The organism is Sandarakinorhabdus cyanobacteriorum (assembly GCF_002251755.1).
Classification (GTDB): domain Bacteria; phylum Pseudomonadota; class Alphaproteobacteria; order Sphingomonadales; family Sphingomonadaceae; genus Sandarakinorhabdus; species Sandarakinorhabdus cyanobacteriorum.
The window spans coordinates 1-24,682 of record NZ_NOXT01000096.1 but is presented as its reverse complement, the minus strand read 5'-3'; the positions used below and the strand labels follow the sequence as shown (position 1 = coordinate 24,682).

24 protein-coding genes and 1 pseudogene are annotated in these 24,682 nt (G+C 67.7%); 9 read left to right on the top strand and 16 right to left on the bottom strand.

What is annotated here, in order from left to right; translation table 11 throughout:
* Positions 1-29: 29 nt before the first annotated feature.
* Positions 30-569 (top strand): PEPxxWA-CTERM sorting domain-containing protein, encoded by a 540-nt coding sequence (locus CHU93_RS17915; protein WP_094473184.1) that lies wholly within the window; start codon positions 30-32, stop codon positions 567-569.
* Positions 570-618: 49 nt separating this feature from the next.
* The gene (locus CHU93_RS05855) at positions 619-1,008 is read left to right on the top strand and encodes a DUF423 domain-containing protein (protein ID WP_086115249.1); all 390 of its coding nucleotides are present in this window, start codon (positions 619-621) and stop codon (positions 1,006-1,008) included.
* Positions 1,009-1,011: 3 nt separating this feature from the next.
* Here CHU93_RS05855 and thiL read toward each other — a convergent pair whose 3' ends face one another.
* Positions 1,012-1,932, bottom strand: coding sequence for a thiamine-phosphate kinase (gene thiL, locus CHU93_RS05850; RefSeq protein ID WP_094473183.1), 921 nt, complete (start codon positions 1,930-1,932; stop codon positions 1,012-1,014).
* A gap of 4 nt (positions 1,933-1,936) precedes the next feature.
* On the bottom strand, positions 1,937-2,389 hold the full coding sequence (nusB, locus tag CHU93_RS05845) for a transcription antitermination factor NusB (RefSeq protein WP_243375303.1): 453 nt from the start codon (positions 2,387-2,389) through the stop codon (positions 1,937-1,939).
* 143 nt (positions 2,390-2,532) lie between these two features.
* Here nusB and CHU93_RS05840 point away from each other — a divergent pair, with 143 nt between their 5' ends.
* The 3 genes from CHU93_RS05840 (at position 2,533) to CHU93_RS05830 (ending at position 6,149) form a co-directional block, all read left to right on the top strand.
* On the top strand, positions 2,533-4,029 hold the full coding sequence (locus CHU93_RS05840; RefSeq protein WP_094473196.1) for a replicative DNA helicase: 1,497 nt from the start codon (positions 2,533-2,535) through the stop codon (positions 4,027-4,029).
* A gap of 123 nt (positions 4,030-4,152) precedes the next feature.
* On the top strand, positions 4,153-5,745 hold the full coding sequence (locus CHU93_RS05835) for a flavin monoamine oxidase family protein (protein ID WP_094473181.1): 1,593 nt from the start codon (positions 4,153-4,155) through the stop codon (positions 5,743-5,745).
* A gap of 2 nt (positions 5,746-5,747) precedes the next feature.
* Positions 5,748-6,149, top strand: coding sequence for a c-type cytochrome (locus CHU93_RS05830; RefSeq protein ID WP_086115254.1), 402 nt, complete (start codon positions 5,748-5,750; stop codon positions 6,147-6,149).
* 6 nt (positions 6,150-6,155) lie between these two features.
* Here CHU93_RS05830 and erpA read toward each other — a convergent pair whose 3' ends face one another.
* The 4 genes from erpA to CHU93_RS05810 form a co-directional block, all read right to left on the bottom strand.
* Positions 6,156-6,488 carry an iron-sulfur cluster insertion protein ErpA gene (gene erpA / locus CHU93_RS05825; RefSeq protein WP_086115255.1) on the bottom strand — a complete coding sequence of 111 codons (333 nt, stop codon included), beginning with the start codon at positions 6,486-6,488 and terminating at the stop codon, positions 6,156-6,158.
* A 45-nt stretch (positions 6,489-6,533) separates the two neighbouring features.
* A complete protein-coding gene (locus CHU93_RS05820; RefSeq protein ID WP_094473180.1) occupies positions 6,534-7,532 on the bottom strand; it encodes a M23 family metallopeptidase in 999 nt (332 codons plus the stop codon).
* A gap of 485 nt (positions 7,533-8,017) precedes the next feature.
* Positions 8,018-8,476 carry a peroxiredoxin gene (locus CHU93_RS05815; RefSeq protein WP_086116095.1) on the bottom strand — a complete coding sequence of 153 codons (459 nt, stop codon included), beginning with the start codon at positions 8,474-8,476 and terminating at the stop codon, positions 8,018-8,020.
* Between the two features lie 2 nt (positions 8,477-8,478).
* Positions 8,479-11,229, bottom strand: a complete 2,751-nt coding sequence (locus tag CHU93_RS05810; RefSeq protein ID WP_094473179.1) for a bifunctional [glutamine synthetase] adenylyltransferase/[glutamine synthetase]-adenylyl-L-tyrosine phosphorylase — start codon at positions 11,227-11,229, stop codon at positions 8,479-8,481.
* 80 nt (positions 11,230-11,309) lie between these two features.
* Between CHU93_RS05810 and CHU93_RS05805 the strand changes: the two genes are divergently transcribed.
* A complete protein-coding gene (locus CHU93_RS05805; protein WP_094473195.1) occupies positions 11,310-11,447 on the top strand; it encodes an entericidin A/B family lipoprotein in 138 nt (45 codons plus the stop codon).
* On the opposite strand, the gene tatC is transcribed toward CHU93_RS05805, so the two are convergent.
* From tatC to CHU93_RS18120, 4 genes are all read right to left on the bottom strand, one after another.
* Positions 11,444-12,241 carry a twin-arginine translocase subunit TatC gene (gene tatC, locus CHU93_RS05800; RefSeq protein ID WP_094473178.1) on the bottom strand — a complete coding sequence of 266 codons (798 nt, stop codon included), beginning with the start codon at positions 12,239-12,241 and terminating at the stop codon, positions 11,444-11,446. The genes CHU93_RS05805 and tatC overlap by 4 nt on opposite strands.
* Positions 12,238-12,675, bottom strand: a complete 438-nt coding sequence (tatB, locus tag CHU93_RS05795) for a Sec-independent protein translocase protein TatB (protein ID WP_086115259.1) — start codon at positions 12,673-12,675, stop codon at positions 12,238-12,240. Before tatB ends, tatC begins: the two co-directional genes overlap by 4 nt.
* 39 nt (positions 12,676-12,714) lie before the next feature.
* On the bottom strand, positions 12,715-12,936 hold the full coding sequence (locus CHU93_RS05790) for a twin-arginine translocase TatA/TatE family subunit (protein ID WP_086115260.1): 222 nt from the start codon (positions 12,934-12,936) through the stop codon (positions 12,715-12,717).
* 86 nt (positions 12,937-13,022) lie between these two features.
* Positions 13,023-14,018 carry an NADP-dependent oxidoreductase gene (locus tag CHU93_RS18120; RefSeq protein WP_094473177.1) on the bottom strand — a complete coding sequence of 332 codons (996 nt, stop codon included), beginning with the start codon at positions 14,016-14,018 and terminating at the stop codon, positions 13,023-13,025.
* A gap of 47 nt (positions 14,019-14,065) precedes the next feature.
* Between CHU93_RS18120 and CHU93_RS05780 the strand changes: the two genes are divergently transcribed.
* Complete coding sequence (locus CHU93_RS05780; protein ID WP_094473176.1) at positions 14,066-14,491, top strand: VOC family protein; 426 nt, start codon at positions 14,066-14,068, stop codon at positions 14,489-14,491.
* Between the two features lie 137 nt (positions 14,492-14,628).
* Here CHU93_RS05780 and CHU93_RS05775 read toward each other — a convergent pair whose 3' ends face one another.
* The gene (locus tag CHU93_RS05775) at positions 14,629-14,955 is read right to left on the bottom strand and encodes a barstar family protein (RefSeq protein WP_094473175.1); all 327 of its coding nucleotides are present in this window, start codon (positions 14,953-14,955) and stop codon (positions 14,629-14,631) included.
* A gap of 219 nt (positions 14,956-15,174) precedes the next feature.
* Positions 15,175-15,585: a CinA family protein gene (locus CHU93_RS05770; protein WP_094473174.1), complete on the bottom strand. Its 411-nt coding sequence runs from the start codon at positions 15,583-15,585 to the stop codon at positions 15,175-15,177.
* A gap of 65 nt (positions 15,586-15,650) precedes the next feature.
* Here CHU93_RS05770 and CHU93_RS05765 point away from each other — a divergent pair, with 65 nt between their 5' ends.
* A complete protein-coding gene (locus CHU93_RS05765) occupies positions 15,651-16,400 on the top strand; it encodes a hypothetical protein (RefSeq protein WP_094473173.1) in 750 nt (249 codons plus the stop codon).
* Here CHU93_RS05765 and CHU93_RS05755 read toward each other — a convergent pair.
* From CHU93_RS05755 to CHU93_RS05740, 4 genes and pseudogenes are all read right to left on the bottom strand, one after another.
* Positions 16,394-19,832: pseudogene (locus tag CHU93_RS05755) on the bottom strand (error-prone DNA polymerase). The gene CHU93_RS05765 and the pseudogene CHU93_RS05755 overlap by 7 nt on opposite strands.
* Positions 19,829-21,343 carry a Y-family DNA polymerase gene (locus CHU93_RS05750; RefSeq protein WP_165768619.1) on the bottom strand — a complete coding sequence of 505 codons (1,515 nt, stop codon included), beginning with the start codon at positions 21,341-21,343 and terminating at the stop codon, positions 19,829-19,831. Before CHU93_RS05750 ends, CHU93_RS05755 begins: the two are co-directional and overlap by 4 nt.
* A complete protein-coding gene (locus CHU93_RS05745; protein ID WP_165768618.1) occupies positions 21,252-22,007 on the bottom strand; it encodes a hypothetical protein in 756 nt (251 codons plus the stop codon). Before CHU93_RS05745 ends, CHU93_RS05750 begins: the two co-directional genes overlap by 92 nt.
* A gap of 155 nt (positions 22,008-22,162) precedes the next feature.
* Positions 22,163-22,774 (bottom strand): 2-hydroxychromene-2-carboxylate isomerase, encoded by a 612-nt coding sequence (locus tag CHU93_RS05740; RefSeq protein ID WP_094473171.1) that lies wholly within the window; start codon positions 22,772-22,774, stop codon positions 22,163-22,165.
* Between the two features lie 41 nt (positions 22,775-22,815).
* On the opposite strand from CHU93_RS05740, the gene CHU93_RS05735 reads away from it, so the two are divergent.
* Positions 22,816-24,309, top strand: coding sequence for a tetratricopeptide repeat protein (locus CHU93_RS05735; RefSeq protein ID WP_094473170.1), 1,494 nt, complete (start codon positions 22,816-22,818; stop codon positions 24,307-24,309).
* Positions 24,310-24,682: the final 373 nt, after the last annotated feature.

Sequence of the window (24,682 nt, the reverse complement as noted above, 5' to 3'; positions counted from 1 at the left end):
GGCCCCCTCGTCGGTGTTTGGGGGTGCGTATGAAGTCGATTCTGCCGGTCGCCATAATTGTTAATATTTTTGCCGCTTCGCCGGCATTGGCTGCCTTCTCGCTGGCCAATGACAATGGTGGAGACGGCTCGGTTGTCGTCGATCCGTTCGATGACCGCTATTTCGTCATTCTCGGTGCCGACAACGCGCCCGACATCAACAGCGGCTTCACCAACGTGACGACCTATGGCACCCAGGCCACGACGGCGCGCGTGATCAACGTGCGCTGGAGCCATATCACCAGCGACGTCACCGCCAACTGGGATCCGGGCGGCTGGTTTCTCAACGGCAATTCCTTTCAGCTGACCGACGACAATATCCCCGGCAATGTCCTGCAGGGTGGCGCCTTCCAGATCGCGGTGAACCCCGGCGACCGGTGGGGCTTTTATGTCAGCTCCTCCGACAGTTTTGGCGGCCGTGGCATCCTGACCATCGCCACCGTGCCCGAGCCGGCAAGCTGGGCCATGCTGATTGCCGGCTTTGGCCTGACCGGGGCGACACTGCGCCGGCGGCGGGCGGTGGCGGCCTGACAGGCTGGGGGGCTTTTCAAGCGCGGCGCAAGGCGGCACTCTGCCGATCATGTCTGCCAAACCCGCCCCCCGTGCCCTGCCGGCCTTTGCCTGCCTGAATGCCGTCATCGCGCTGGCGTTCGGCACCTTTGCCGCCCATGGCATCAAGGATCCGCAGGCGCGCGACTGGATCATGACCGGCGTCATGTTCCAGTTGCCGCATGTGGCGGCCGTGTTCGGCCTGCTGGCCTGGCGGCGCTCCACCCTCGTCTACAGCGGTGCCTGGGCCGTGAGCGTTGGCAGCTTCATCTTTGCCATGGATCTCAATCTGCTGGCACTGGGCGCCCCGCGCTGGGTGGCGGCGCTGGCCCCGGCCGGCGGCACCGCGATGATGTTCGGCTGGCTGTGGCTGGCGGTGATCGCCTATGCCGGCGATGCGCTGCAGCGGTTCGAGGATTGACGGTCAGCCATGTTCCCAGCCCAGCCGGTCAGGCAGGGCCAGGGGTTTGCCATCGTGGTTGAGCGATAGGCCGGCGCCGGCCACCACAGCGCCGATGCGCGTCACTGGCGTGCGGCCGGCCAGTGCCGCAACATCCACGCCGGCCGGCGCGGTGAACAGCAGCTCATAATCATCACCGGCCGTCACCCGCGCCAGCCGATCCTCAAGACCGGTCGCCGCCACGCCCAGCGGCACGGCATCAAGATTAATGGCCAGCCCAACGCCGCTGGCCGCTGCCAGCCGCTGCGCATCGATCAACAGCCCGTCTGAAACATCCATCCCGGCGGTGGCGATGCCCCCCAGCGCCTGGCCCAGCGCCAGGCGCGGCATCGGCCGGCGGAAGCGGTTCAGCAGCTGCTTGTCAAACGGCGCCCGCCCCTGTGCCACCGCCAGCCCCAGCCCGGCATCGCCGATCGTGCCCGAAACCCACAGGCCATCGCCCGGCTGCGCCCCGGCCCGGCCCAGCGCCTTGCCCGGTTCCACCCAGCCGATCGCCGTCAGGCCCAGCACATGGCCGGCCAGCCCGCCCACTGTGTCCCCACCCCACAGCGCCACGCCGAAATGATCGAGCGCGCGCGCCAGCCCGGCCGTGAAGGCATCGCGCCAGGCGGCATCATCGGGCCCGGCCAGGCCCAGCAGCACCCCGGCCGGGGTGGCGGCCATGGCGGCGAGGTCCGACAGGTTCACTGCCAGCAGCTTCCACGCCACATCGCCGGGCGGATCATCGGGCAGATAATGCACGCCGGCGGCCAGCACATCGTGGGTGAACACCAGGTCGCGGCCCAGCGGCGGCGTCCACACTGCGGCATCATCGGCCAAGCCGCGCGCGGCCAAGCTGGTGGCGATGGGCGCCAGGCGGCGGGCGATGAACTCCCGCTCCGCCAAGAGGTCAGCCGCGCACGCGGCGGGCCAGCGTGTCGAGCAGGCCGTTGACGAAGCGCGCTTCCTTTTCCGGGTGGAAGGCATGCGCGACATCGACATATTCGTTGATCACACTGGCGGCCGGCACATCGGCGCGGGCAACCAGTTCATAGGCCGCGGCGCGCAGCAGGGCGCGCATCGGCCGGTCGAGCCGGTTCAGCGTCCAGCCTTCGGCCAGCGCCGCACCGATCAATTCATCCAGCTCGGCCTGGCGCCGGGCCACGCCCGAGACGACATCGTCAAAGAACGGCTCATCGGCGGCGAGATATTCGGCGCCCTCGATTTCCTGGCCCAGCCGGTGCTGGTGGAATTCGGTCAACAGGCGCGGCACCGTCTCCCCCCGCATTTCCAGCTGGTACAGGGCCTGCACGGCGGCAAGGCGGGCCGCAGAGCGGGCGCGATAATCGGGGGTAGTGGTCACGGGCGCGGCCTTACGCCGATTCCGGGCAAATGGGCAAGGGTGGGGCACTTCTGCACAGGCCATACAATCTTACCCACAGATACGCCCACAACGAATATGGCACCGGTGCTTGAGTGGAATCGCGCCATGCGCGACAAGCGGCCATGGCCACCCTCCCCCCCCAAATTCCCACGCTGCGCGTTGTTGATCCGGCCCAGCCGCTGGCCGGCCTGCCGCAGAATCTTGAGGCAGAAGCCGCCCTGCTCGGCGCGCTGATGATCGACAACCGGCTGGTGGAGGATGTCGTCACCAAGCTGAAGCCCGATCATTTCGCCGATGCGCTGCACGGCCGCATCTTTTCCGCCATCCTCACCCTGGCGGCGCGCGGCATGGCGGCAACGCCGGTCACGCTGAAGCCGCTGTTCGATGCCGATCCGGCCATGCAGGAGCTTGGCGGCCCCGGCTATCTCGCCACCCTCACCCAGAATGGCGCCGCGCTGCTGGCGGCGCGCGATTTTGCCAACCAGATCTATGATCTGGCCTTGCTGCGCGAGCTGATCCGGGTGGGGCGCGACATGGTGACCGAAGCCAGCGACACCAGCCGCGACATCGAGCCCATCCGCCAGATCGAAGCGGCCGAAATGGCGCTCTACAAGGTGGCCGAAGCCGGCGAGGTGCAGGGCGCCGTCAAAAGCTTCCGCGAGGCAGCGATGGAGGCGGTGAAGATGGCCGACCGCGCCAAGCGGTCAGGCGGGCATCTGTCGGGCTATACGACCGGCCTCACCGGCCTCAACGAAAAGATGGGCGGCCTCCACCAGTCTGACCTGCTGATCCTCGCCGGGCGGCCGGCCATGGGCAAGACCAGCCTTGCCACCAACATCGCCTTTTCCTGTGCCCAGCGTTATCTTGGCGATATCCAGCGAGGAGTGGACCCGGAGAAATCGAGTGGCGCTCCGGTGGCCTTTTTCAGTTTGGAAATGTCGTCGGATCAGCTCGCAACTCGCATTCTGGCAGAGCAGTCGAGAGTCAATGGCGAAGCTCTGCGGAAGGGCAAGATCAGCGACGAGGAATTTGGTCGTCTTGCCCGTGCCTCGACGGAACTGACCAGCCTGCCGCTGTGGGTGGACGACACGCCCGGCCTGTCGATCGCGGCGCTGCGCACCCGCGCCCGCCGGATGAAGCGCCAACATGGCATCGGCTTAATCGTCATCGATTATCTCCAGCTGCTCACCGGATCCAAATCCGGCGGCAGCGACAACCGCGTGCAGGAAATTTCCGAAATCACCCGCGGCCTGAAGACGCTGGCCAAGGAGTTGAACGTGCCGGTGCTGGCGCTGTCGCAGCTGAGCCGCGCCGTTGAAAACCGCGAGGACAAGCGGCCGCAGCTGGCCGACCTGCGCGAAAGCGGCACCATCGAGCAGGATGCCGACATCGTGCTGTTTGTTTATCGAGATGAGTATTATCACTCTTTGAAAAAGCCAGATCCTGAAGACACTGAAAAGTACAACAGATGGCACGAAAAAGATATGAAAATCAATGGTTTGGCGGAGGTTATCATCGCTAAACAGAGACATGGTTCGACTGGCACGGTGCAGCTGCGGTTCCTAAAAGAGTTCACCAAGTTCGACAATTTCGCCGAGGGCGATTACCCGGGCTATTGAGGCCCCAAAACCCCGTCTTTTCGCCACTATCGGCGCAGGCAGGCCAAGCGCATCGCATTGGCACTGGCGCTGCGATTTTGGCGGTGGCAGTCTCTTTGCCAAGCCAAGGGGAACAGGGGTCTGATGATCAGTTCGTTTGAAGGGCCGACGCGGCGTGACGTGTTGCGGGCGATCGGCATGATGGCGGGCACCGCCGTGCTCTATCAGGCCATGGAGGTGCTGGGCCACGCCAAGGAAACCCAGTTCGCCGGTCCGCCCAATCTGCAAGGCGCCCGGCCGGGCACCCGGGTGGTGGTGCTGGGCGCCGGGCTTGCCGGCATGCTGGCGGCCTATGAACTGGCCAAGGCCGGCTATGAGGTGCAGATCCTGGAATACAACAACCGCCCCGGCGGCCGGAACTGGTCGCTCTATGGCGGGGACACCTACACCGAACTGGGCGGCGCCACCCAGAAGGTCGGCTTTGCGCCCGGCAATTATCTCAACCCCGGCCCGTGGCGCATCCCCTATCACCACCGCGCCCTGCTGCATTATTGCAAGGCCTTCGGCGTCGCGCTGGAGCCCTTCATCCAGATGGACCAGCAGGCGCTGGTGCATTCGTCCAAGGCCTTTGGCGGCAAGCCGATGCGCTATCGCGAGCTGCATGCCGATTGGGATGGCAATGTTGCCGAGCTGTTGTCGAAGGCGATCGACAACCGCGCGCTCGATTCGGTGATGACGAAGGAAGACGCCGACCGCCTGCGCCTGGCGCTGCGCGAATGGGGCGCGCTGGATCAGAATTTCAAATATACCAAGAATTATCGCTCGTCGCGCCGGCGCGGCTTTGATCGGCCGCAGGGCGGCGGCGTGCTGGGCGAGCCGATCCCGTCCGAACCCCACGCCTTCAAGGACATTCTGGATTCCGGCATCTGGCGGGTCGTGTCCCAGCACATGAGCATCGATCACCAGCATGCCATGTTCCAGCCGGTGGGCGGCATGGGCATGATCGGCCGCGGTTTTGCCAAGCAGGTGGAAGGCAAGATCAAATACAACCAGAAGGTGACCGCGATCAGCCAGCAGGGCGGCAAGGTGACGGTGACCCACACCGATACCGGCAGCGGCGTGACCGGCACCACCGAAGCCGATTATTGCGTCTGCACCATCCCGCTCAGCGTGCTCAGCCAGATCGATGTGGATTGCAACCCGGCGCTCGATGCCGCGATCAAGGCGGTGCCTTATTCCAACTCGGTGAAGGTCGGCCTCGAATTCAAGCGGCGCTTCTGGGAAGAGGAAGAGGCCATCTATGGCGGCATCAGCTTCACCGACCGTGAGATTTCGATGATCTCCTATCCATCGGGCAAGCTGCACAGCGATGGCCCGGCGGTGATCCTGGGCGCCTATACCTTTGGCCCGGCCAGCTACAAGTTCGCCGGGATGACACCGGAGGAGCGCATCCAGCGTGCGCTGGAACAGGGCAGCGTGTTCCACCCCGGCCGCTACAAGGAAGAGTTTATCGGCGGCGCCACCGTGGCCTGGAGCCGCAGCCCCTTCACCCTGGGCTGTTGCGCCATGTGGAACGAGGAAACCCGCAAGGAACATTATCAAACGCTGTGCGCGGTCGATAACCGGCTGGTGCTGGCCGGCGAGCATGCATCCTATGTCGGCTGCTGGATGGAAGGGGCGATCCTGTCGTCGCTGGATGCCATCACCCGCCTGCACAAGCGCGCGCTGGAGGCCTGATCATGCGTTTCACCCTGTTCGTTGCTGCTGCCCTGGCCGCCGCGCCCGCGCTGGCGCAAAAGCCCGCCAAGGCGCCGCCGCCCCCGCATCCCGGCGCGGAAGTCTACCAAAATGTCTGCCAGGCCTGTCACATGGCCAATGCCGGCGGCGGTGAGGGGGCCGGGCGCATCCCGGCACTGGCGAAGAATGGCGCGCTGGAAGCCGCCGCCTATCCGATCATGGTCGTCACGGGCGGCAAGGGCGCCATGCCCTGGTTCCGCGGCAATCTGACCGACCAGCAGATTGCCGATGTGATCAACTATGTCCGCAGCAATTTCGGCAACAAGTACAAGGACAAGGTGACACCGGCGATGATCGCCGAACAGGGCCTGCCGGCCCCGCGCCAGGGCAACAACCAGCCGTAACGCCGGTCAGACCGAAAAGCTGGACCCGCAGCCGCAACCCGACGCGGCATTGGGGTTGCGCACCTCGAAGGCGGCAGCGCCGATCTTTTCGACATAATCGACCTCGGCCCCGGCCACGAACGGCAGGCTGTCAGGGTCGATCAGCATGGTGACGCCATCGGTTTCCACCGTCACGTCCTCGGCCGCCGGGGCGGCTTCGAGGCCAAAGCGATATTGGAAACCGGCGCAGCCACCGCCATCCACGGCCAGGCGCAGCATCAGGCCGGGCTTGCCCTGGCGGGCAGCGATGGCGGCAACACGGGCGGCAGCAGCCGGGGTCAGGCGCGGGGGCGTATCCATGACGACAATGTAAGGGGCGCTGGCTGCCGTTGCAACCGGCTGCGCTCAGCGGCCGCTGCGCGGCGTCCAGCGGCGGCCGCCGGCCATCACCTCGTCGCCTTCGGCGAAGGGTGCGAACGGCTCATCGGCGGCAAAGTTCAGCGGCGCGATCACGGTCGGCCGTGATTTCACCGGGCTGTTGATCCCGAAACTGGCCAGATCGATGAACGGCTGCGGATCAAGCGGACGGCCATCGAGACGGATTTCAAAGTGCAGATGGGTGCCGGTCGAACGGCCGGTGGAGCCCATGCCGCCAATCACCTGGCCCTGGCGCACGACATCGCCTTCCTTCACGTGGAAGCGGCTCATGTGGCCATAGCGGGTTTCCATGCCGTTGCCGTGATCGACCACGACCACCTTGCCATAACCGGCCCACCAGCCGGCGCGGACCACCACGCCATCGGCCGCAGCATGGATGGCATCGCCAGTGCTGCCCAGCATGTCGATGCCGGCGTGGAAGGCGCCGCCGCCATGGAAGGGATCAGCGCGATAGCCGAAATCCGACGACGGGCGATACTGGTTCACCGGCATGAAGGCCGGGATGCGGGCGAAGGTGGCGGCGACCTTGGCCATGCGCTGGGCATTGGCCTGCAGATCGCGCACCTGCGGATCATTGGCGGTGATGAACGGGCCGCCAACGCCGCTGGTGCCCAGAAAGCGCGACGGATCCAGGCCCAGACGCTGCAACACGGCTTCGGCGCGGGCTTCGCCGGCCGGCGCCGCACCGATCAGCGTCGCGACCGATTGGCCGGCGCGCGGCAGCATGCGGGCCAGGGCGGCCGAATCGGTGCGGTCATTGGCCAGCGCGGCCAGAAATTCGCGGCGGGCGGCCGCCATGCTGTTCACCGGGTTGGTGGCGCTGTCATCACCCAGCATCGTGTCGCAGGCGGCAGCAGTGGAAACCGGGGCGGCAGGAAGGGCAACAATCTGGGCAGCGGCGGGGGCAGCAGCGGCAACCAGGGCCAGCAGCCCCGCCTTTGCCATCGATGCCAGTTGCCACGCCATGATCCGGTTGCGACCCTTCTTGTGCGGAGGGTCGCGGCGGTCAAACCCGTCTCACCCCGGAACCATTGTTCCGGTTGATCAGGCCTTGCCTTCGCTGTCCCCTCGTCCCCGGACTGTCCCGGCGACACCGGCTATCAAGCAGGCCGGTGGGGGGTGAACAACGGGCCAAATGCCCCCCAGCGGCCAACCGTTCGGCGCTGGCGACGAACTGTGAAAAAATCGTGTCACCGGTCACGCAACCCCGGCGAAGCAGCGGCCGTAACTGCAGATTGGGCAACTTGGGCCGGGTGGGCAGACCGCTCGGGCAGGGTCATGCGAGGACGCCCAGAGGCTGGTGGCGATTCGGCGCCCCGGCACGGGGCCACGGGCGCCTTGAGTCAGCCCAGCCTCTTTCGCTTGCATAGCGCCAGCGTCTCATCCCAACCCGCTCATGCCGAGCTTGTCGAGGCACGCTCCAGGCGCGGTGCCCAGCCTCTTTCGGCCGGTCAGGCCAGCGCCTGCGCCGCGGCCAGCACCGCTTCGGCATGGCCGGGCACCTTCACCTTCGGCCAGGCCTGCGCCACCACGCCATCGCGGCCGATCAGGAAGGTGGCGCGTTCGATCCCCATATATTTCTTGCCGTACATGGATTTTTCCACCCACACGCCAAAGGCCTCGGTCACGGCGCCCTCGTCGCTGCCCAGCAGCACGGTCAGGCCATGCTTGGCGCGGAACTTGGCGTGGCTGGCCACGCTGTCGCGCGAAATGCCGATCACCACCGTGTCGGCAGCGTCAAACTGGTCCTTCAGCGCCGAAAACGCCTTGCCCTCGTTGGTGCAGCCCGGCGTGTCATCCTTGGGATAGAAATAGACGACCAATTTCTTGCCGGCAAAATCGCCGCTGCTGATCGGGCCGGTGTCGCCCGGCAGGCTGAAGGCGGGGGCGGGGCTGCCGGCTTGGGGCATGGTCATGGCGCGTCTCCTGTGTTGAACACCGCTGCCCATGCCACGCGCACCTGTTCCCTGGCGAGGGCGAGCTGGGCCGTGAGGGCGGCGAAATTTGCCGCACCCAGCGCCCGCGCCAGGATGGCGGCCACCGGTTCGGGCAGGGCATCGGGCACCTTGGCGCCGGCAAACAGCAGCCGCAGCCAGATCAGGGTGCGCGCAAGGAGATCATGGGCGGCCAGCAGATCGGCCGGCAACTGGCCATCGGCAATCAGCGCGGCCAGCGCCGCCGGCAGTTCGGGGTGCAGGCCGCGCCCGCTGGCGAGCTGGCGGAAATGCACAATGAATTCCAGATCAACCAGCCCACCGCTGGCCAGCTTCACATCAAAGCGGCCCTGCTGCTTCTTGGCCGCCGCCATGTCGGCCCGCATCGCCAACACGGCGCTGCGCAGTGCCGCCTCCGCGCGCGGCCGGGTCAGCACGTCGGCAATCACGGCTTGCGCCGCTGCCGCCGGCCCGGCCACCACGCGGGCGCGGGTCAGGGCCATATGCTCCCAGCTTTCCGCCTCGTCGCGCTGATAGCGGGCGAAACTGGCCAGCGAGAGCGCCAGATTGCCCTTGGCGCCCCAGGGCCGCAGCCTTGTGTCCACCTCATAGAGCGCGCCGGCGGCGGTGGGGACCGACAGGGCGGTGACCAGCCGTGCCGCCAGCCGGTTGAAATATTGGCTGGCCGGCAGCGGCTTCGCCCCGTCTGACAGGGTTTCATGATCGCCGCTGAACAGGAACACCAGATCGAGATCGCTGGCGTGCGTCATCGCCCGGCCGCCGTGCCGGCCCAGCGCCAGCACGATCAATTCGCCGCCAGGCACATGGCCGTGCGCGCGGGCAAAATCGGCGGCCACCACCGGCAGCAGCAGGCTGATGGCGGCATCGGCCAGATCGGCAAGGCTGCGGCCAACCACCAGCGCATCGCCGTGGCCTTCGATCAACTGGGCGCCCAGCTGGAAGCGCCGCTCCGCCGTCCAGTGCCGCACGCGGTCCAGATGCTCCTCCACCCCGTCCGCGCCCCGGCACAGGCTGGCCAGATCAGCGGCCAGCGCATGGGCATCGGGCAATGGCGCGAAGGCATCGGGCGCCAGCATCACATCGAACAGCGCGGGATCACGCGCCAGCGCGCCGGCCAGCACGGGGGTGATGCCGATCAGATTGCCGAGCAGGGTGACGAGCCGCGGGTTGGCGCGCAGCAGCGCCATGAACTGCGCGCCGGCCGGCAGGCTGCCCAGCAGGCCATCCAGCCGGGTCGCCGCCTCACGCGGATCAGCGGCAGCGGCAAGCCGTTCGATCAGCGCGGGCAGGATGATCTCGAAATCGCCGCGCGCCGCCTCGCTCTTCAGCGCGCGATATTTGCCCTGCCGCCAGCTGGCGATCAGCGGCGGCAGCAATTTGGCAAGGCCAGGATGATTGGCCTTCAGCCAGGCGCGGGGATCGGCTGGCACCGGTGTCGCCTCCGGCGTGGCGGCGCGGATCAGCCGGTCATAGGCGGCGGCCACCGGCCGGGTGATGCGATCGATCTGGCTGGTCAGCGCCGCGCCGTCCTTCAGCCCGCACAGCCGCGCCACGGCGTGCCGGTCGGCGGCGAGCCTGGGGATGGCATGGGTCTGCTCATCCCGGCGCATCTGCAGCCGATGTTCCAGTGTGCGCAGCGCGCGATAGGCATCGGCCAGGCTGGCGGCTTCCGCTGCACTCACATGGCCGGCAGTGGCGAGTGCGGCCAGGCCATCCAGCGTGGCGGGCGCCCGCAAGGCCGGATCGCGCCCACCCCAGATCAGCTGGTTGATCTGGGCGAAAAACTCCACCTCGCGGATGCCGCCGCGCCCGCGCTTGAGATCATAACCGGGGCCGATGGCCTGCCCACCTTCGAAATGGTCACGGATGCGCAAACTGACCGACTGGATGTCGCGCACCGCCGTGTAATCCAGGCTGCGCCGCCACACGAACGGGCGGATCTGTTCCAGGAAGGCGCGGCCCAATGCGATATCGCCACCCACAGCGCGGGCGCGGATGAAGGCGACGCGTTCCCAGGTCAGCGCTTCGGATTGATAATAATGTTCGGCCGCCGCCACGCTGATCGACATGGGCGTGATCTCGGCTGAAGGGCGCAGCCTGAGATCGATGCGCGCGACATAGCCATCGGGGGTGAGATCATTGAGGATGGCGACCGCCCGCCGCGCGATGCGCACCGCCGCTTCGCCCGGATCCTCGCTGCCGCGGCAGGGGATGGCGGCGGGATCGTGGATGAAGATCAGATCGGCATCCGATGAATAGTTCAATTCCCGGCTGCCGAGCTTGCCCAGCGCCAGCGCCACCAGACCCTGGTTGGCGGCACCGCGTTCGGCGAGCGCGGCGGCAATGGCGGCATCAATGGCAAGATCGGTGAAGTCCGACAGGGCGGCCGTCACCTGCTCCAGCGACCACAGGCCGGCCAGATCGGCGAGCGCGGTGATCAGCGCGACATCGCGGCGGGCGGCGCGCAGGCGGGGCATGATCGGCTGCGCCGCATCGCCGGCCAGCGCCAGCGCATCGGCCAGCGCCGCCTGCGGCCCGGCCGTGGCCAGCCGCGCCAACGTCGCCGGCCGGCCGCGCATCAGGCCTTTCAGGAAGGGCGCTTCGGCCCAGGCCGCCGCCATGGCTGCCGCCAGATCGGCCGCACAGCCGCCCGGCAACAGCGCCGCCACATCGGGCGGCAGATCAGCGGCAGGCAGGGGGAAGGCCATGGCCCCTGATGCCAGCCCATTCACCGGCCAGCAAGCCGCGCGGCGGCATGCAGGCCCGGTCTGTTCACCGGGAGTATGCGATGAAGGCCCAAGTGCGTATCGGCCTGCTGGCGGCGCTGGCCCTGTTGACCGCCTGCAACACCATCCAGGGCGCCGGCCGTGACATCAAGAGCGTCGGCCAGGCCATCGACAAATCGGCTGGCGCGGCCAAGGATTAATCGGCGGCCACGGTTGCCGCTGCATCGGCCTTGGCCCGGCGCTTCTCGGTCAGCCAGATGCCGATGATCGACAATTCATACAGCAGCACCAGCGGCACGGCCAAGGCGACCTGGCTCCACAGATCGGGCGGGGTGAGCACGGCGGCGACGATGAAGGCCGCGACAATGGCATAGCGGCGGCCGGCGATGAGATTGGCGCGGGTGATGATGCCGGCCCGTTCCAGCAGCATCAGCAGCACCGGCAGCAGGAAGGCGACGCCAAAGGCCAGGATCAGGCTGGTGACGAGATCAAGATACTCGCCCATCGCCGGCAGCGCCTCCCGCGTGACGCCATCGCCGCCCATGGACTGGAAGGCGAGGAAGAAGCGGAAGGCCGCCGGCATCACGCCATAATAGGCCAGCGAAGCACCGGCGGTGAACAGCACCGGCGTCGCCAGCAGGAACGGCAGCAGCGCCTTCTGCTCGCGCTTGTAGAGGCCGGGCGCCACAAAGCGCCACAGCTCGTTGGCGATGAACGGGAAGGCCATGCAGAACCCGGCAAAGGCCGCGACGCGGATTTCGGTGAAAAACGCCTCGTACAGCTTGGTGTAGATCAGCCGCGCGCCATTGCCGGAGGCATCGACCAGCGGCTGCACCAGGAAATCAAAGATCGGGCCGGCCTGGGAAAAGGCGATGCCAAAGGCGATGACGAAATAGACGACACAGCGCAGCAGCCGGGTCCGCAGCTCGATCAGATGATCAAGCAGCGGCGCCTTGCTGGCATCGATATCGGCGCGATCGGCTTCGGCGTTCATGCCGCCTCTCCCTCGCTCTCGGCAGTGGCGGCAGGAGTGGCGGCCTTCTTCGCCCGCGGCTTGCGCGCCTTGGGTGCCGGGGCAGGCTCCGGCGCTGGCGCCGGTTCAGGCGCTGGCAGCTCGGCCACCGGCGCGGGCTCGGCCCAGGGATCGGCGGCCGGCACCGGGCCGGCAAAATCGGGCAGGCTGCCATCCGGCAGCGCGCTGGCCTTCATGATGGCTTCGTTCTGGGCGGCCCAGATCTTCTGCATCTCTTCCAGTTCGGCCTCGCGCATCATCGCGTCGAACCCGGTGCGCAGATGCCGGCTCATGGCGCGGGCCTTGCCGACATATTGGCCGACCCAGCGCAGCGCCTTGGGCAGATCCTTCGGCCCGATGACCAGCAGGGCCACCAGCGCGATCACCGCCAGTTCGGAAGAATCAATGCCAAACATGTCGAGACCCTGGGGCCGGGGGCGGCCCGTGGTGCCGGATCAGCGGCGGGTGTCTTCGGTGACCGGATTGGCCTGGTTCTGCGGCGCGGCCGTGACCTGCGGCGGCGGGGCCGGCGGGGTTTCGCCTTCGTTCAGCCCCTTCTTGAAGCTGTTGATCCCCTTGGCAAAATCACCCATCAGATCGGAAATCCGGCCCCGGCCAAACAACAGCATGATGACCAGGATGACCAGCAGCCAGTGCATGAGGCTGAGCGAACCCATAGCGAATATCCTTGGCGTCGATTGAAATGCCCTGCCTTCTTACGCCCTTGGGCGGGCGATGGCCAGTGGCCGCATCGCCGCCGGGCTCACACGCGGATCAGGCGGCGGCCAAAACTGGCCCCGCTGAACAGGCCGGAAAAGGCGGCCGGCAACTGTTCGATGCCATCAAAAATCTCCTCGCGATATTTCACCTGGCCCGCCTTGATCAGCCCGGCCAGCTCGGCCTGCGCCGCCGGGAAGGCCGGCAGATCATCAAACACCACCAGCCCTTCCATGCGCAGCCGCTTGCCGATGAATTCGCGGGTGTTGTGGATGCCGGGCGCCTCTTGCGGTGTCAGGTTATAATCCGCCACCTGTCCCGAAATCACGATCCGGCCCTGCATGCGCATCACCGGCAGCGCGCGATCGACACTGGCGTTGCCGACATTGTCGAACAGCACATCCCAGCCATCCTTGCTGGCCTCGGCAAACTGCGCGTCGAAATCCGGCGCCTTGTAATCCAGCGCCGCATCGAACCCGCAGTCCTCCACCAGCCAGCGGCACTTTTCCGCGCCGCCGGCAATGCCCACCACGTTGGACGCGCCCCATAGCTTCGCCAATTGCCCAGCCGTTGCCCCCACCGGCCCGGCCGCGCTCGTCACCAGCACGCGCTCCCCCGCCTGCAGGTTGGCCACCCGCTTCAGGCCAAACCAGGCCGTCATCCCCGGCACACCCAAAATGCCGTTCCAAAGGCTCAGCGGCACGCCCAGATCCGGCACCTTGGCCAGATAGCCGCGCCCGTTCGACACCATGTGGGTGGCCCAACCCGTACCCATCACCAGTTCCCCGGCGGCAAAGCGCGGGTGCCGGCTCTCCACCACCTCCCCAACCGCAAAGCCATCCACCAACTGCCCCGGCTGCAACGGCGGCGCATAGGAGGCGCCGGGCGACAGCCGCGACCGCGTGCCCGGATCACAGCTGATGAAGCGGTTGGCGATCAGCAGCTGCCCCTCGGCCAGGTCCGGAATCGGCAGCTCCTCCAACCGGAAGTCAGCGGGCGTCGGCACCCCCACGATGTGCCGCGCCAACACGATGCGTTTCATTGTTCCCGCCGCCATGCCACTCTCATCCCCATCAACAGGAGCCCATCATGGACCAACGCATCAGCATCGTCACCCTCGGAACCGACGATCTCCCCCGCGCCGTCGCCTTCTGGGAAGCCATGGGCTGGCCGCGCAAGGCCCGCAAGTTCGACGCCATCGCCATGTTCCAGTGCGGCGGCCTTGCCTTCGCCATCTACCCGTTCGACAAACTCGCCGAAGACTGCGGCATGCAAGACCGCGGGCCCGGCTTCGGCGGCTTCACCCTCGCCCACAATGTCGGCAGCAAGGCCGAAGTCGACGAACTCCTCGCCCGCGCCGTCGCCAACGGCGGAACCTTGCAAAAACCCGCCCACGACGCCTTCTGGGGCGGCTACTCCGGCTATTTCTGCGACCCCGACGGCCACCCGTGGGAAGTGGCCTACAACCCCTTCATGCTGCCGGGTCCGGATGGCGCGGTGACGTTGGGGGATTGAGAAGAGAGAAGAACAGGCCTCCGGCGGGCAGGGTCGCGGACCCTGCACCCGTTTGTTTTCGGACGGCGCTCAACCGCTGATCTGGGGCGTATTGCGGTTGATCTGCCATTTGGCTCTATTCTGGCAAAACAGGCCTTTCAAAAGATACACAGGTCCGGTTCACGGATATGCCTGACCTCAAGCCAGGCGTGATTTCCTTGGAAATAGGCGTCAGCCCCCGCCTTCGCGAGGTAAGCGAATGTAACAGCCAGTGTATCAAAAGCCGCATTGCTGGCTTTGTCGAGTCCCGTAACCGCGATCTTGTAGGGGGGCTCAATTGAATTGATGTTGCCGTAAATTATCGAGTCAATAAATGCGTCGACGCTCACACCATGCCAATCTGGAGCCCCCAAACCGGCAAGAAGGGCATCATGGAAATCGAGCGCCGTCGACCATCGACTTGCATCCAGCTCAATTATTTTCATCGGCTTTCTGTATCCAACACTGGTTGCGAATTCGACTTGTGTGAGTCGCCAGGATTGCACCAACTGCCGTTGGCGTCAAAATCAGGGTCTGCAATGACATGCTGAAGGGCGATGATTGATCCGCCGGCAACCGGGGGCAAGTGGACTCACCCGCAACCCGCGCACCCGAAAACAACCGGGTGCAGGGTCTGCGACCCTGCCCGCCGGAGGCCTCTTTCTCTATCCCAACTGCTGTTCCAACAGCTCCAGCGCTGCCGCCGCAAACGCCACCATGTTCGCCTGCCGGTCGCTCGATTCCGTCGCGATGGTGCGGGCCGCCTGCACAGGACCGCTCACCGCCACCACGTCGTGCCCGGCGGCGTGGCCATAGGGGTTGCCGTTCGGCCCGGCCGCGCCTGTTTCGCCGATGCCCCAGGTCACGCTGTGCTGCTTGCGGATGGTTTCGGCCATCAGGAGGGCGAAGGGCTCGGTGGCGGACATGAAGCCGCGCACGTCTTCGCGGCGCAGGCCGAGCAGCGCGGCCGAGATCAGCCCGCCGGCCGCGGATTCCGCCACGGCCACGGTTTCGCGGCGGGCCTTCAATTGTTCGCCGATGCGGGCGGCGGTGGTGAAAAGCTGATCCATGGTCATGGGCTGCAGCTTGGCCGGTTGCGGGCGGGCTGGCAATGGAGGGGCTTTGCTGCCATTTCAGGCCCATGACCGCCCAAGCCGCACACCGCAGCCGTTTCTTTCTTGTTTCTGGCTGGGCCATGGTGGCGCTGGCGCTGGTCAGCTTCCCCTTCACCTATTTCGGGCCGATGGCAGATGGCAGCCGGCGCTTCTATGGCCTGCTCCACATCCATGGCCTGCTCTGCTTTGCCTGGCTGTTGCTTTATGCTTGGCAGGTGCAGCTGGCGGCGCAGCGCAAGGTGGCGCGCCACCGCGAATGGGGGATTGCCGGGGCCTGGCTCACGGGGGCGGTGCTGTTCACCGGGGTGCCGATGATCCCGGCGGCGGCGATGCGGCGCATTGCGGCCGGCGCGCCTGAGCCTTTCCTGTTTTCCGGCTACAACATGGTCGATCTCGGCCTGTTCGCGGTGATGAGCAGCCTGGCGCTGCTCACCGCCAGCCGGCACCTGGAGTGGCACCGGCGCTTCATGCTGGGCGCGGCGGTGGCGCTGTTCGTGGCGGCGGCCAGCCGGCTGTTCATCGCGCTGCCGCGCGTGCCGTTCTGGAGCGACGTTGGCAGCGCGCTGATCGGCGATGCGGTGCTGGTGGCGCTGGCCCTGCATGATCGCCGCCGCCATGGCCGCGTGCATCCGGCCAGCTGGCTGCTGTTGCTGGTGATGGTGCCGGCGCATCTGCTGTCGGATGCGCTGGGCCGCAGCGCGCTGGTGGCCGGCAGCATCGGCCCGGCGCTGGTGGACATGATGGCGATCGCCCCGCCCGATCCGCCGCCTCAGTGAAAATCCCGGCTGCGCGGCAGCAGCCGCACATCGCGGGGGTGGCGGCCCCGTGATACCGCGGCCGCCGGCGGCGGCGGCTTGCGTCCGGCCGGCCCGTGCACCAGATCCTCGCTGGCGCGTGCAAGCGGCGGGTTGGCGTCGTGCGCGTCGGACAGGCGGTCAAGGATCGCGGTCATGTCGGTGATGCGGGTGGCCATCAGGTGCATCACGCCTTCGGGGCTCCTTTGCACCTCGCCTTCCACCTGCATCAGCCGGCTGGCCATGATGGCGCGACGGAAGGTTTCGAACAGGCGCGCCCACACCACCACGTTCACCACGCCGCTTTCATCCTCCAGCGTGATGAAGATGGCATTGCCGCCGCCCGGCCGCTGCCGCACCAGCACGACGCCGGCCACGGTCACGCGGCGGCCGTTGCGGGCGGCGGCGAACTGCGCGGCGCTGAGCACGCCGGGGAAATAGCGGCGCAGCAGCGCCAGCGGATGCGCGCGCAGGGACAGGCGCAGCACCAGGTAATCGGCGGCCACCTCCTCGCCCGGCGCCATCAGCGGCAGGTCATGCGCGTCCTCATCACCCAGATCGCTGGCGGCGGCGGCTGCGAACAGCGGCAGGCTGTCGGTGGGGGTGCGCAGCGCCTGCCAGCCGGCTGCGCGCCGCCCCATCCCCAGCGAGGCACAGGCATCGGCATCGGCGAGCAGTTTCAGCGCGCGTGGCGGCAGGCCGGCGCGGGCGAGATCCTCCAGCGTGCGAAACGGCCGGGCGGCGGCAATGGCCTGTGCCCAGTCTTCGCGGAAACCGGTGATCTGGCGCAGGCCAAGGCGCAGGGCGAGGGGGGAGTCGTGGCGGCCAGTATCTTTGCCTCCCGCCCCCAAGCCGCTCATGCCGAGCTTGTCGAGGCACGGANCCGGCTGTGGTGCGTGCCTCGACAAGCTCGGCATGAGCGGGTTTGAGTTTGCGGGAAGGGTTGACGGGTGAGAGGTCTTCCAGCGAACAATCCCAGCCGCTGAAATTCACATCCACCGGCAACACCGTCACGCCATGTTCGCGCGCATCGCGGACGATCTGGGCCGGGGCGTAAAAGCCCATCGGCTGGGCATTCAGCAGCGCGGCGGCGAACACCGCCGGATATCGGCATTTCAGATAGGCCGACACCCACACCAGCCGGGCAAAGGCAATCGCGTGGCTTTCGGGAAAGCCATAGCTGCCAAAGCCCTTGATCTGGTTGAAGCAACGCAGCGCGAAATCGGCATCATAGCCGCGCGCCACCATGCCATCGACCAGCTTGCCCTCGAAATATTCCATGCCGCCATTGCTGCGAAAGGTCGCCATCGCCCGGCGCAGGCGATTGGCTTCGGACGGGGTGAAATTCGCCGCCGTGATCGCCAGCTTCATCGCCTGCTCCTGGAACAGCGGCACGCCCAGCGTCTTGCCCAGCACATGGCGAAGCTCATCGGGATCATGCGGCGGCTTGGGGCTGGGGAAGCTCACCGCCTCGCGCCCCTGCCGGCGCCTGAGATAGGGGTGCACCATGTCGCCCTGGATCGGGCCGGGCCGCACGATGGCGACCTGGATGACCAGATCATAAAATTCGGCGGGCTTCAGGCGCGGCAGCATGTTCATCTGCGCCCGGCTTTCCACCTGGAACACGCCGATACTGTCCCCCCGCTGCAGCATGCGATACACGTCGACCGCTTCGCCGGGCACATTGTCGAGCGTGTATTGGCGGCCGATGTGCGTTTCGATGAATTCAAAGGCGCGGCGGATGCAGCTGAGCATGCCCAGCGCCAGCACATCCACCTTCATCAGGCCCAGCGCGTCGATATCGTCCTTGTCCCACTCGATGAAGGTGCGATCGGCCATGGCAGCGTTGTGGATCGGCACCAGTTCGTCCAGCCGCGTCTGCGTGAGCACGAATCCGCCGACATGCTGCGAAAGATGGCGCGGGCTTCCCAATATCTCGCCGACCAATTTGCCCAGCCGGGCAATCTCCGGGCTGTCGGGGTCCAGCCCGCTTTCGGCAAAGCGCTCGCGCTCCATCTGGCTGGCATAACTGCCCCACACGGTGCTCGACAGGCGATTGGTCAGATCCTCGCTCATGCCCAGCACCTTGCCCACCTCGCGCACGGCGCTGCGCGGGCGATAATGGATCACGGTGGCGGCGATGCCGGCGCGTTCGCGGCCATAACGCTGGTAAATCCACTGCATCACCTCCTCGCGCCGCTCATGCTCGAAATCGACATCGATGTCGGGCGGCTCCTTGCGCTCTTCGGAAATGAAACGGGAAAAGAGGAGATTGTGCCGGGACGGATCAACGGCGGTGATGCCCAGCACGAAGCACACCGCGCTGTTGGCGGCGCTGCCGCGGCCCTGGCACAGGATGCCGCGCGATTGCGCGAACGCCACGATATCATGCACGGTCAGGAAATAGGGGGCGTAACCGGCTTTGGCGATGATGCGGAACTCGTCGGCCAGCAGCGCCATCAGTTTCGGCGGCACGCCATCGGGCCATTTTTCCCGCGCCTTTTGCAGTGTCAGCGTTTCCAGCCAGCCTTGCGGGGAATAACCGGGCGGCACCGGTTCATCGGGATAGTCATAGCGCAGCTGATCCAGGTTGAAATCCACCCGCGCCAGCAGCCGCGCCGGCTCCAGCAGCGCGGCCGGATGATCGCGGAACAACCGCGCCATGGCCGCCGCCGATTTCAGGTGGCGTTCGGCATTGGCATGAAGGCGGGTGCCGGCCTGGGCCAGGGTGACGCCCGCGCGGATGCAGCTGATCACATCGTGCAGCGGCCGCTGGGCTGGTGTGGCATAGAGCGGGGCGTTCAGCGCCAGCAGCGGCACGCCCAGGCCACCGGCCACCCCGGCCAGCGCCGCCAGCCGCCGGCGGTCGCTGCCGCTGCCCCACATGGTCACGCCCTGCCACAGCCGCTCCGGGCAGGCGCGCGCCAGCTCGGCCAGGCGGCTGCGCTGGCCGGGACCGGGCGGCAGCGCAATCAGCAGCAGGCCATCGGCATGCGCGATCAGATCATCGAGATGCAGGATGCAATCCCCCTTCTCCGCCCGCCGGTTGCCAATGGTGAGCAGCCGGGTCAGCCGGCCCCAACCGGCGCGCGTGGCGGGATAGGCGATCACATCCGGGGTTTGATTGGCGGGCGGGGTTTGATTGGCGGGGCTGCCATCGGCAAACACCAGCCGCGCCCCCACCGCCAGCTTGAACGGCGGCGGCGCGCGGCCCGCCTCCTTCGCCGCCTCCCCAATCTCGCGCAGCGCCACATGGGCCCGCACCACGCCGGCCACCGTGTTGCGATCGGCGATGCCGATGCCGGCATGGCCCAGGGCCACCGCGGCTTCCACCATCGCCGCCGGGCTCGATGCGCCCTCCAGAAAGGAAAAATGCGTGGCGGCGGCCAGTTCGGCAAACCCCTCCGGCGTCATGCGAACAGGCCGTGGATATACCAGCGCGGCGCGGCGGTTTCCCGCTCATACAGGCCATGGCGGAACAGCCAGTATCGGCGGCCCTCCCCATCCTCCACCCGCCAGTAATCGCGGGTGAGGCCGGCGCCATCCTTGCGCCGCCACCATTGGGCCGCGATGCGTTCGGGGCCTTCATGCGCCGTCACATCATGCACCCGTGCGCGCCAGCGGAACCGGCGCGGCGGGCCATCCGGCACTTCGGCCAGCACTTCGATCGGCTGCGGCGGATCAAACAGGCGGATCGGCCGGGCCGGCGGCTCGCCCGGATCGGGCCGGGGCCAATCCGCGGCGGGCTCACCCAGCGCGGCCAGGAAACTCGCCTGTTCGGGGATATGGCTGTCGGCACGGGCCAGCCGCTGCAAGCGGCCACGGCCCAGCCGGGCGCTCAAGCGATCGACCAGGGCGGTCAGCTGGGTTTCGGCCAGCGCGCCGCCATCCAGGCCCAGCTGCGCCTCGGCCAGCGGCGCGGTGTCGGGCACGGCCAGGCGCATCAGATCATAACCAAAGCCGGGATCGAGCGGATCGTTCAACGCGGCGATGCGTTCATCGAACAGGCGCAGCAGCACGGCCACATCGCGTTGCGGCGCCGCCGTCTCCACCGCGACCTCGGCGACATGGCCATCGGCGCGATAAAGCGCGAGGGCAAAGCGCCGGCCGCCCTGGCCCAGCGCCGTCAGCTTCACCTGCACCGCCAGCAGCAGTTTCTGCAAGCCGGCGCGCACCGCCTCGTGGCTGGCGACCGGTTGGGCGAAGCGCCGCTGCGCCGCCACGGGGGCAGCGGGCAGCAGTGGATTCAACGGCTCGGGTGTCGCCTGCAGCAACTGGTCCAGCGCCGCCACCAGCGCTTCGCCAAAGCGCGACGCGATGGCGGAACGGGGCAGCCGCGCCACCTCGCCCACGCGGCGCAGCCCGGCGCGGCGCAGGGCTTGCTGCACGCTTTCAAGCTCTGACAGGGCGGCCAGCGGCAGATCATCCACCCGCACGCCGCCAAAACGCGCCAGGGCCATGGCAGCGGCCGGGGTGGCGGCCAGCGCCGGCTGCACGGTGAAACCCAGCCGCGCCAGCCGGGTGACGGCATCGGCCACCAGGCTCGCCTCGCCGCCAAACAGATGGGCGCAGCCCGTTATATCGATCAACAGCCCATGCGGCGGGCAGGGGCGAACCAGCGGGGACCAGCGGGTGGCGCCGCGCGCCAGCCAATCGAGACAGGCGGCATCGCCATCCGGATCAAAGGGCGCCACCGCCACATCGGGCACGGCCGCCCGGGCATCGGCCAGCGCCAGGCCGGGGGTGAGGCCCTGGGCCAGCGCGGCCTGGTTGGCGGCACGGATGATCTGGCGGCCGCGATCGCTGGCCACCAGCAGCAGCGGGGTTTCGGCATCAGGCCGCGACGCTGCCCTGGTCAGCCGCTCGGCCGGGAGCAGCGGCAACGCCAGCGCCAGGATGCGGCGGCGCGGGGCGGCCCCGGGCATAGGCAAGCCCGATGGGGGCGAACCCGATGGGGACAAGCTGGCCGGCGCTCTGGCCGGCCGCGACAAAGCGGCGTCGGTCACGGTTCCACTCCAGCAACTGGTTGATATCGGCCGGCCCGCCGCGCTGGCGTGCGAGGGTGAGCGCCAGACGCGGCGGGCCGGGGGCATCGGCCGCCAGCCGGCGCGTGGGCGCCGGCTGGGCCTGCCAGCGGGTGAGCGCGGCGGACGGCCGGGGCGGCCCGCCGCGCAGCAACAGGGTGAACACGCCGTGCGCGGCCGCCGCCAGCTGCAGCCGGCGGGTCACCGTCAGGTCGATGGCGCGCGCCTCGCCATGGCTTTCCAGCACGACGGCGGCCAGCGCCGGGCAGGCCTGCGCCTCGCCCGCCGCGCGCAGCATCGGCACCACGCCGCCGGCTGCCACCAGCCACAGCCGCGCCGGATCACCGCCCAGTTCGGATATGCCGTCGCCATGGAGCCGGCCATCCTCGCCGCGCCCATCACTGATCCACAAAATCGGGCCGGCACGCGCAGAGGCCAGCACCAGCATCAGGGCAAAGGCCGTGGCCGCCGGGCCATAAAGCTCATGACAGCCGGCCAGCGCCAGGCCGCCATTCAGCGCCGCATCCAGCCGGCCGGAATCAATGGCGAGACGGGCCTGAGGCAAGCGCCCGGCCGGCAACAGGGCTGGCCGGGACGGCGGACGGGCAAAGGCGGCGGCAACACGCAATCAAACGACTCACATATGGCGATGTTCTATCTTTGTTCTAATTGCCGCCGCGCGCAGGCCCGAGTCAAGCTGGCTGCGTCATGTCGGCTGAATCAGCGCAGTCGCGCCATGGCCTCGCGCACCAGCAGGATCCGGTCCTGCCCGAAATACATGTCGGCGCCGCCCACATAGAAGGTGGGCGTGCCAAAGCCGCCGCGCGCGATCAGTTCATCGGTGTTGGCACGCAACTGCGCCTTGCGCTCCGGACTGTCGGCTTCGGCCAGCGTGGCCGCCGCATCCAGACCGGCGGCGGCACAGGCCTGCGCCAGCACATCGGGCTGCGAAATGTCGCGGTCCTCGCCCCAGTAAAGCTGGAACACCCGGCGCGCGAACGCCTCGCACACACCGGCATCGGCCGCCACCAGGCAAGCGCGCATCGCCCGGGCGCTGTTCACCGGAAAGATGCTAGGCGTCCATTTGATGGCGAGGCCCGAACGCCTGATCCAGTCGTGCAGATCCTTGGTGAAATAACGTGCCTTGGGCACCACCGGTTTCGACCGCATTTCATACACGCTGGGGTTCACCGTGTTGAACACGCCGCCCACCAGAAAGGGCCGGAAACACACGCCAAACCCATCCTCCCGCGCCGCCGCGGACAGCGCTTCAAAGCCCAGATAGGTCCAGGGGCTCGAACAATCGAAGAAGAATTCCACCTGTGCCGTCATGCCCCTCTCCCCAAAGCCGGGTTTGCCGTTACTGTGGCGGCATGATGCGCGCGCTCAAACCGGTTTTTTTGCTGGCTCCGCTGGCCGCCCTCCTGATCGCGGCGGCGCCGACCGGCCCGACGGCCACACCGCCACGCGAGGAACAGCTGGCCCGTGCCGCCACCCTGCTGGATGATGGCAAGCTGCCCGAAGGGCTGAGCCTGCTTGATGCCCTGCTCGCCACATCCGATCTGCCGGCCGACAAGGGCCAGGTCGAAGGCCTGCGCAGCTTTGCCCTGGCCCGGGCCGGCAAATTTGCCGAAGCGCGCACCGCCATCGAATTCGCGGTGGACGCGGCAATGACACCCACGCCCTTGCTGATGCGGCAGCTGTTCGTGCTGCGCGCCCTGACCGAGGATATCCCCGCCGCCGGCCAGGCGCTGCAGCTGATCGCCGCCACCGATCCCAAATGGCTGGCCGATCTGCCCACCGATCTCGTCAGCGCCGTGCTGGCCGACACCAGGGAGGATGACCGCAAGTTCGATCTGGCGCTCACCCTTGTCACCGCCGCCTATGCCCCGGCCGATCAAACGGTGGGCGATGGCGATGCCCTGCGGCTGGCGGTGATCGCCGGCCTGGCCAAACGCGGCCGGCTGGACGAGGCGCAGCCGATCATCGCGGCGCTGGTCAACCCGGTGTCGATCGTCCGGCTCGCCATCGACCGGCGCTTCCAGAGCCTCTGGCCGGCGCTGGAGGCGCGGCTGGGCCCCGGCGCCGATCTGGCCGACGCCATGTTCATCGCCGCCGCCGAAAAAATCCTGGCCCGGGCGCCGGATTCCATCATCGCCCGCGCCGGGGTCGCCGAAGCGCTCAACATCGCCAGCAAGGAACCCGAAGCCCTGGCCCGCATCGCCGACATCGGCGCCACCCCCGAAGCCCTGGCCCGCATGACCGATCGGGAATTGTGGGCGGTCAGCCTCAAGGCCAATCTGCTCGCCGATGCCGGCCGCGCCGACGAGGCGCTGAAAAGCCTCGACGCCGCCGCCGCGCTGCCAGCCGAAACCCACCCCAATGTCGCCGCCTTCCGCATCATCGCCGCCGACATGGCCGAAGAAGCCGGCCGCCATGACGAGGCGCTGAAACGCGTCGCCGCCATCGACAGCAAGGGGCTGAACCCGTTTGGCGTCCACGCCCTTGCCAGCATCCGCGTCTGCGCCCTGGCCCGCGCCGGCCGCATGGCCGAAGCCACCACCGCCGCCGCCAGCCTGCCCACCGGCTGGACCAGCGACGGCAACAACCGCGCCCTCCAGGCCGCCCTGGCCTGCATCGGCAAGCTGGACGCCGCCGCCGCCCTGCTGATCAAACGCCTGGAAAGCGAAGACAGCCGCGACGATGTGCTGTTCGAACTGCAACCCTTCCTCATCACCGACCGCCCCAACGCCCCCGACCGCGCCACCAAGGCCGCCCTGCGCACCCTGAAAGCCCGCCCGGACGTGAAAGCCGCCTTCGCCAAATGGGGCCGCGACCTGCCCAGCGCCATCAGCCCGCCGCGCTGAACAGCCGGGCATCTCGGCCACGCCCGTCCACGGCACGATCACGCCCGGCATGTCGGCGGACAAGACTGGCAAGGCGTCCCCGTCGCCGCCGATGCGCCACACGGCACTATGTTCCCTATTGGCGATGGCGTGGAGACCATGCTGCACATTGGCAGCGGCGTGCAAGCCGTGCGCGCAGCGTTACCGCGCCACCAACCGACACATCTCCCCGTCGCCCCGTGCTTGACACGGGGCTTGGCTGTCCTTGGCGCAGCGTTGGCGTTGAAGAGAAAGAAGGGCCTCCGGCGGGCAGGGTCGCGGACCCTGCACCCGATTGTTCTGAGACACGCCAGCTGACCCGCCTTATTCATGAGCCTTCCTGTCAGGGCGTTGC

Bases quoted from the DNA above. Each gene is read 5' to 3' on its own strand.
- CHU93_RS05815 (WP_086116095.1), bottom strand. From the start codon at position 8,476: ATGCCCCAAGCCGGCAGCCCCGCCCCCGCCTTCAGCCTGCCGGGCGAC.
- erpA (WP_086115255.1), bottom strand. From the start codon at position 6,488: ATGGATACGCCCCCGCGCCTGACCCCGGCTGCTGCCGCCCGTGTTGCC.
- CHU93_RS05765 (WP_094473173.1), top strand. From the start codon at position 15,651: ATGACCGCCCAAGCCGCACACCGCAGCCGTTTCTTTCTTGTTTCTGGC.
- CHU93_RS05775 (WP_094473175.1), bottom strand. From the start codon at position 14,955: ATGAAAATAATTGAGCTGGATGCAAGTCGATGGTCGACGGCGCTCGAT.
- CHU93_RS05780 (WP_094473176.1), top strand. From the start codon at position 14,066: ATGGACCAACGCATCAGCATCGTCACCCTCGGAACCGACGATCTCCCC.
- CHU93_RS05830 (WP_086115254.1), top strand. From the start codon at position 5,748: ATGCGTTTCACCCTGTTCGTTGCTGCTGCCCTGGCCGCCGCGCCCGCG.
- CHU93_RS05855 (WP_086115249.1), top strand. From the start codon at position 619: ATGTCTGCCAAACCCGCCCCCCGTGCCCTGCCGGCCTTTGCCTGCCTG.
- CHU93_RS18120 (WP_094473177.1), bottom strand. From the start codon at position 14,018: ATGAAACGCATCGTGTTGGCGCGGCACATCGTGGGGGTGCCGACGCCC.
- CHU93_RS05790 (WP_086115260.1), bottom strand. From the start codon at position 12,936: ATGGGTTCGCTCAGCCTCATGCACTGGCTGCTGGTCATCCTGGTCATC.
- CHU93_RS05740 (WP_094473171.1), bottom strand. From the start codon at position 22,774: ATGACGGCACAGGTGGAATTCTTCTTCGATTGTTCGAGCCCCTGGACC.
- CHU93_RS05750 (WP_165768619.1), bottom strand. From the start codon at position 21,343: ATGCCCGGGGCCGCCCCGCGCCGCCGCATCCTGGCGCTGGCGTTGCCG.
- CHU93_RS05770 (WP_094473174.1), bottom strand. From the start codon at position 15,585: ATGACCATGGATCAGCTTTTCACCACCGCCGCCCGCATCGGCGAACAA.
- tatC (WP_094473178.1), bottom strand. From the start codon at position 12,241: ATGAACGCCGAAGCCGATCGCGCCGATATCGATGCCAGCAAGGCGCCG.
- CHU93_RS05805 (WP_094473195.1), top strand. From the start codon at position 11,310: ATGAAGGCCCAAGTGCGTATCGGCCTGCTGGCGGCGCTGGCCCTGTTG.
- CHU93_RS05810 (WP_094473179.1), bottom strand. From the start codon at position 11,229: ATGGCCTTCCCCCTGCCTGCCGCTGATCTGCCGCCCGATGTGGCGGCG.
- CHU93_RS05835 (WP_094473181.1), top strand. From the start codon at position 4,153: ATGATCAGTTCGTTTGAAGGGCCGACGCGGCGTGACGTGTTGCGGGCG.
- CHU93_RS05840 (WP_094473196.1), top strand. From the start codon at position 2,533: ATGGCCACCCTCCCCCCCCAAATTCCCACGCTGCGCGTTGTTGATCCG.
- CHU93_RS05820 (WP_094473180.1), bottom strand. From the start codon at position 7,532: ATGGCGTGGCAACTGGCATCGATGGCAAAGGCGGGGCTGCTGGCCCTG.
- CHU93_RS17915 (WP_094473184.1), top strand. From the start codon at position 30: ATGAAGTCGATTCTGCCGGTCGCCATAATTGTTAATATTTTTGCCGCT.
- tatB (WP_086115259.1), bottom strand. From the start codon at position 12,675: ATGTTTGGCATTGATTCTTCCGAACTGGCGGTGATCGCGCTGGTGGCC.
- CHU93_RS05735 (WP_094473170.1), top strand. From the start codon at position 22,816: ATGATGCGCGCGCTCAAACCGGTTTTTTTGCTGGCTCCGCTGGCCGCC.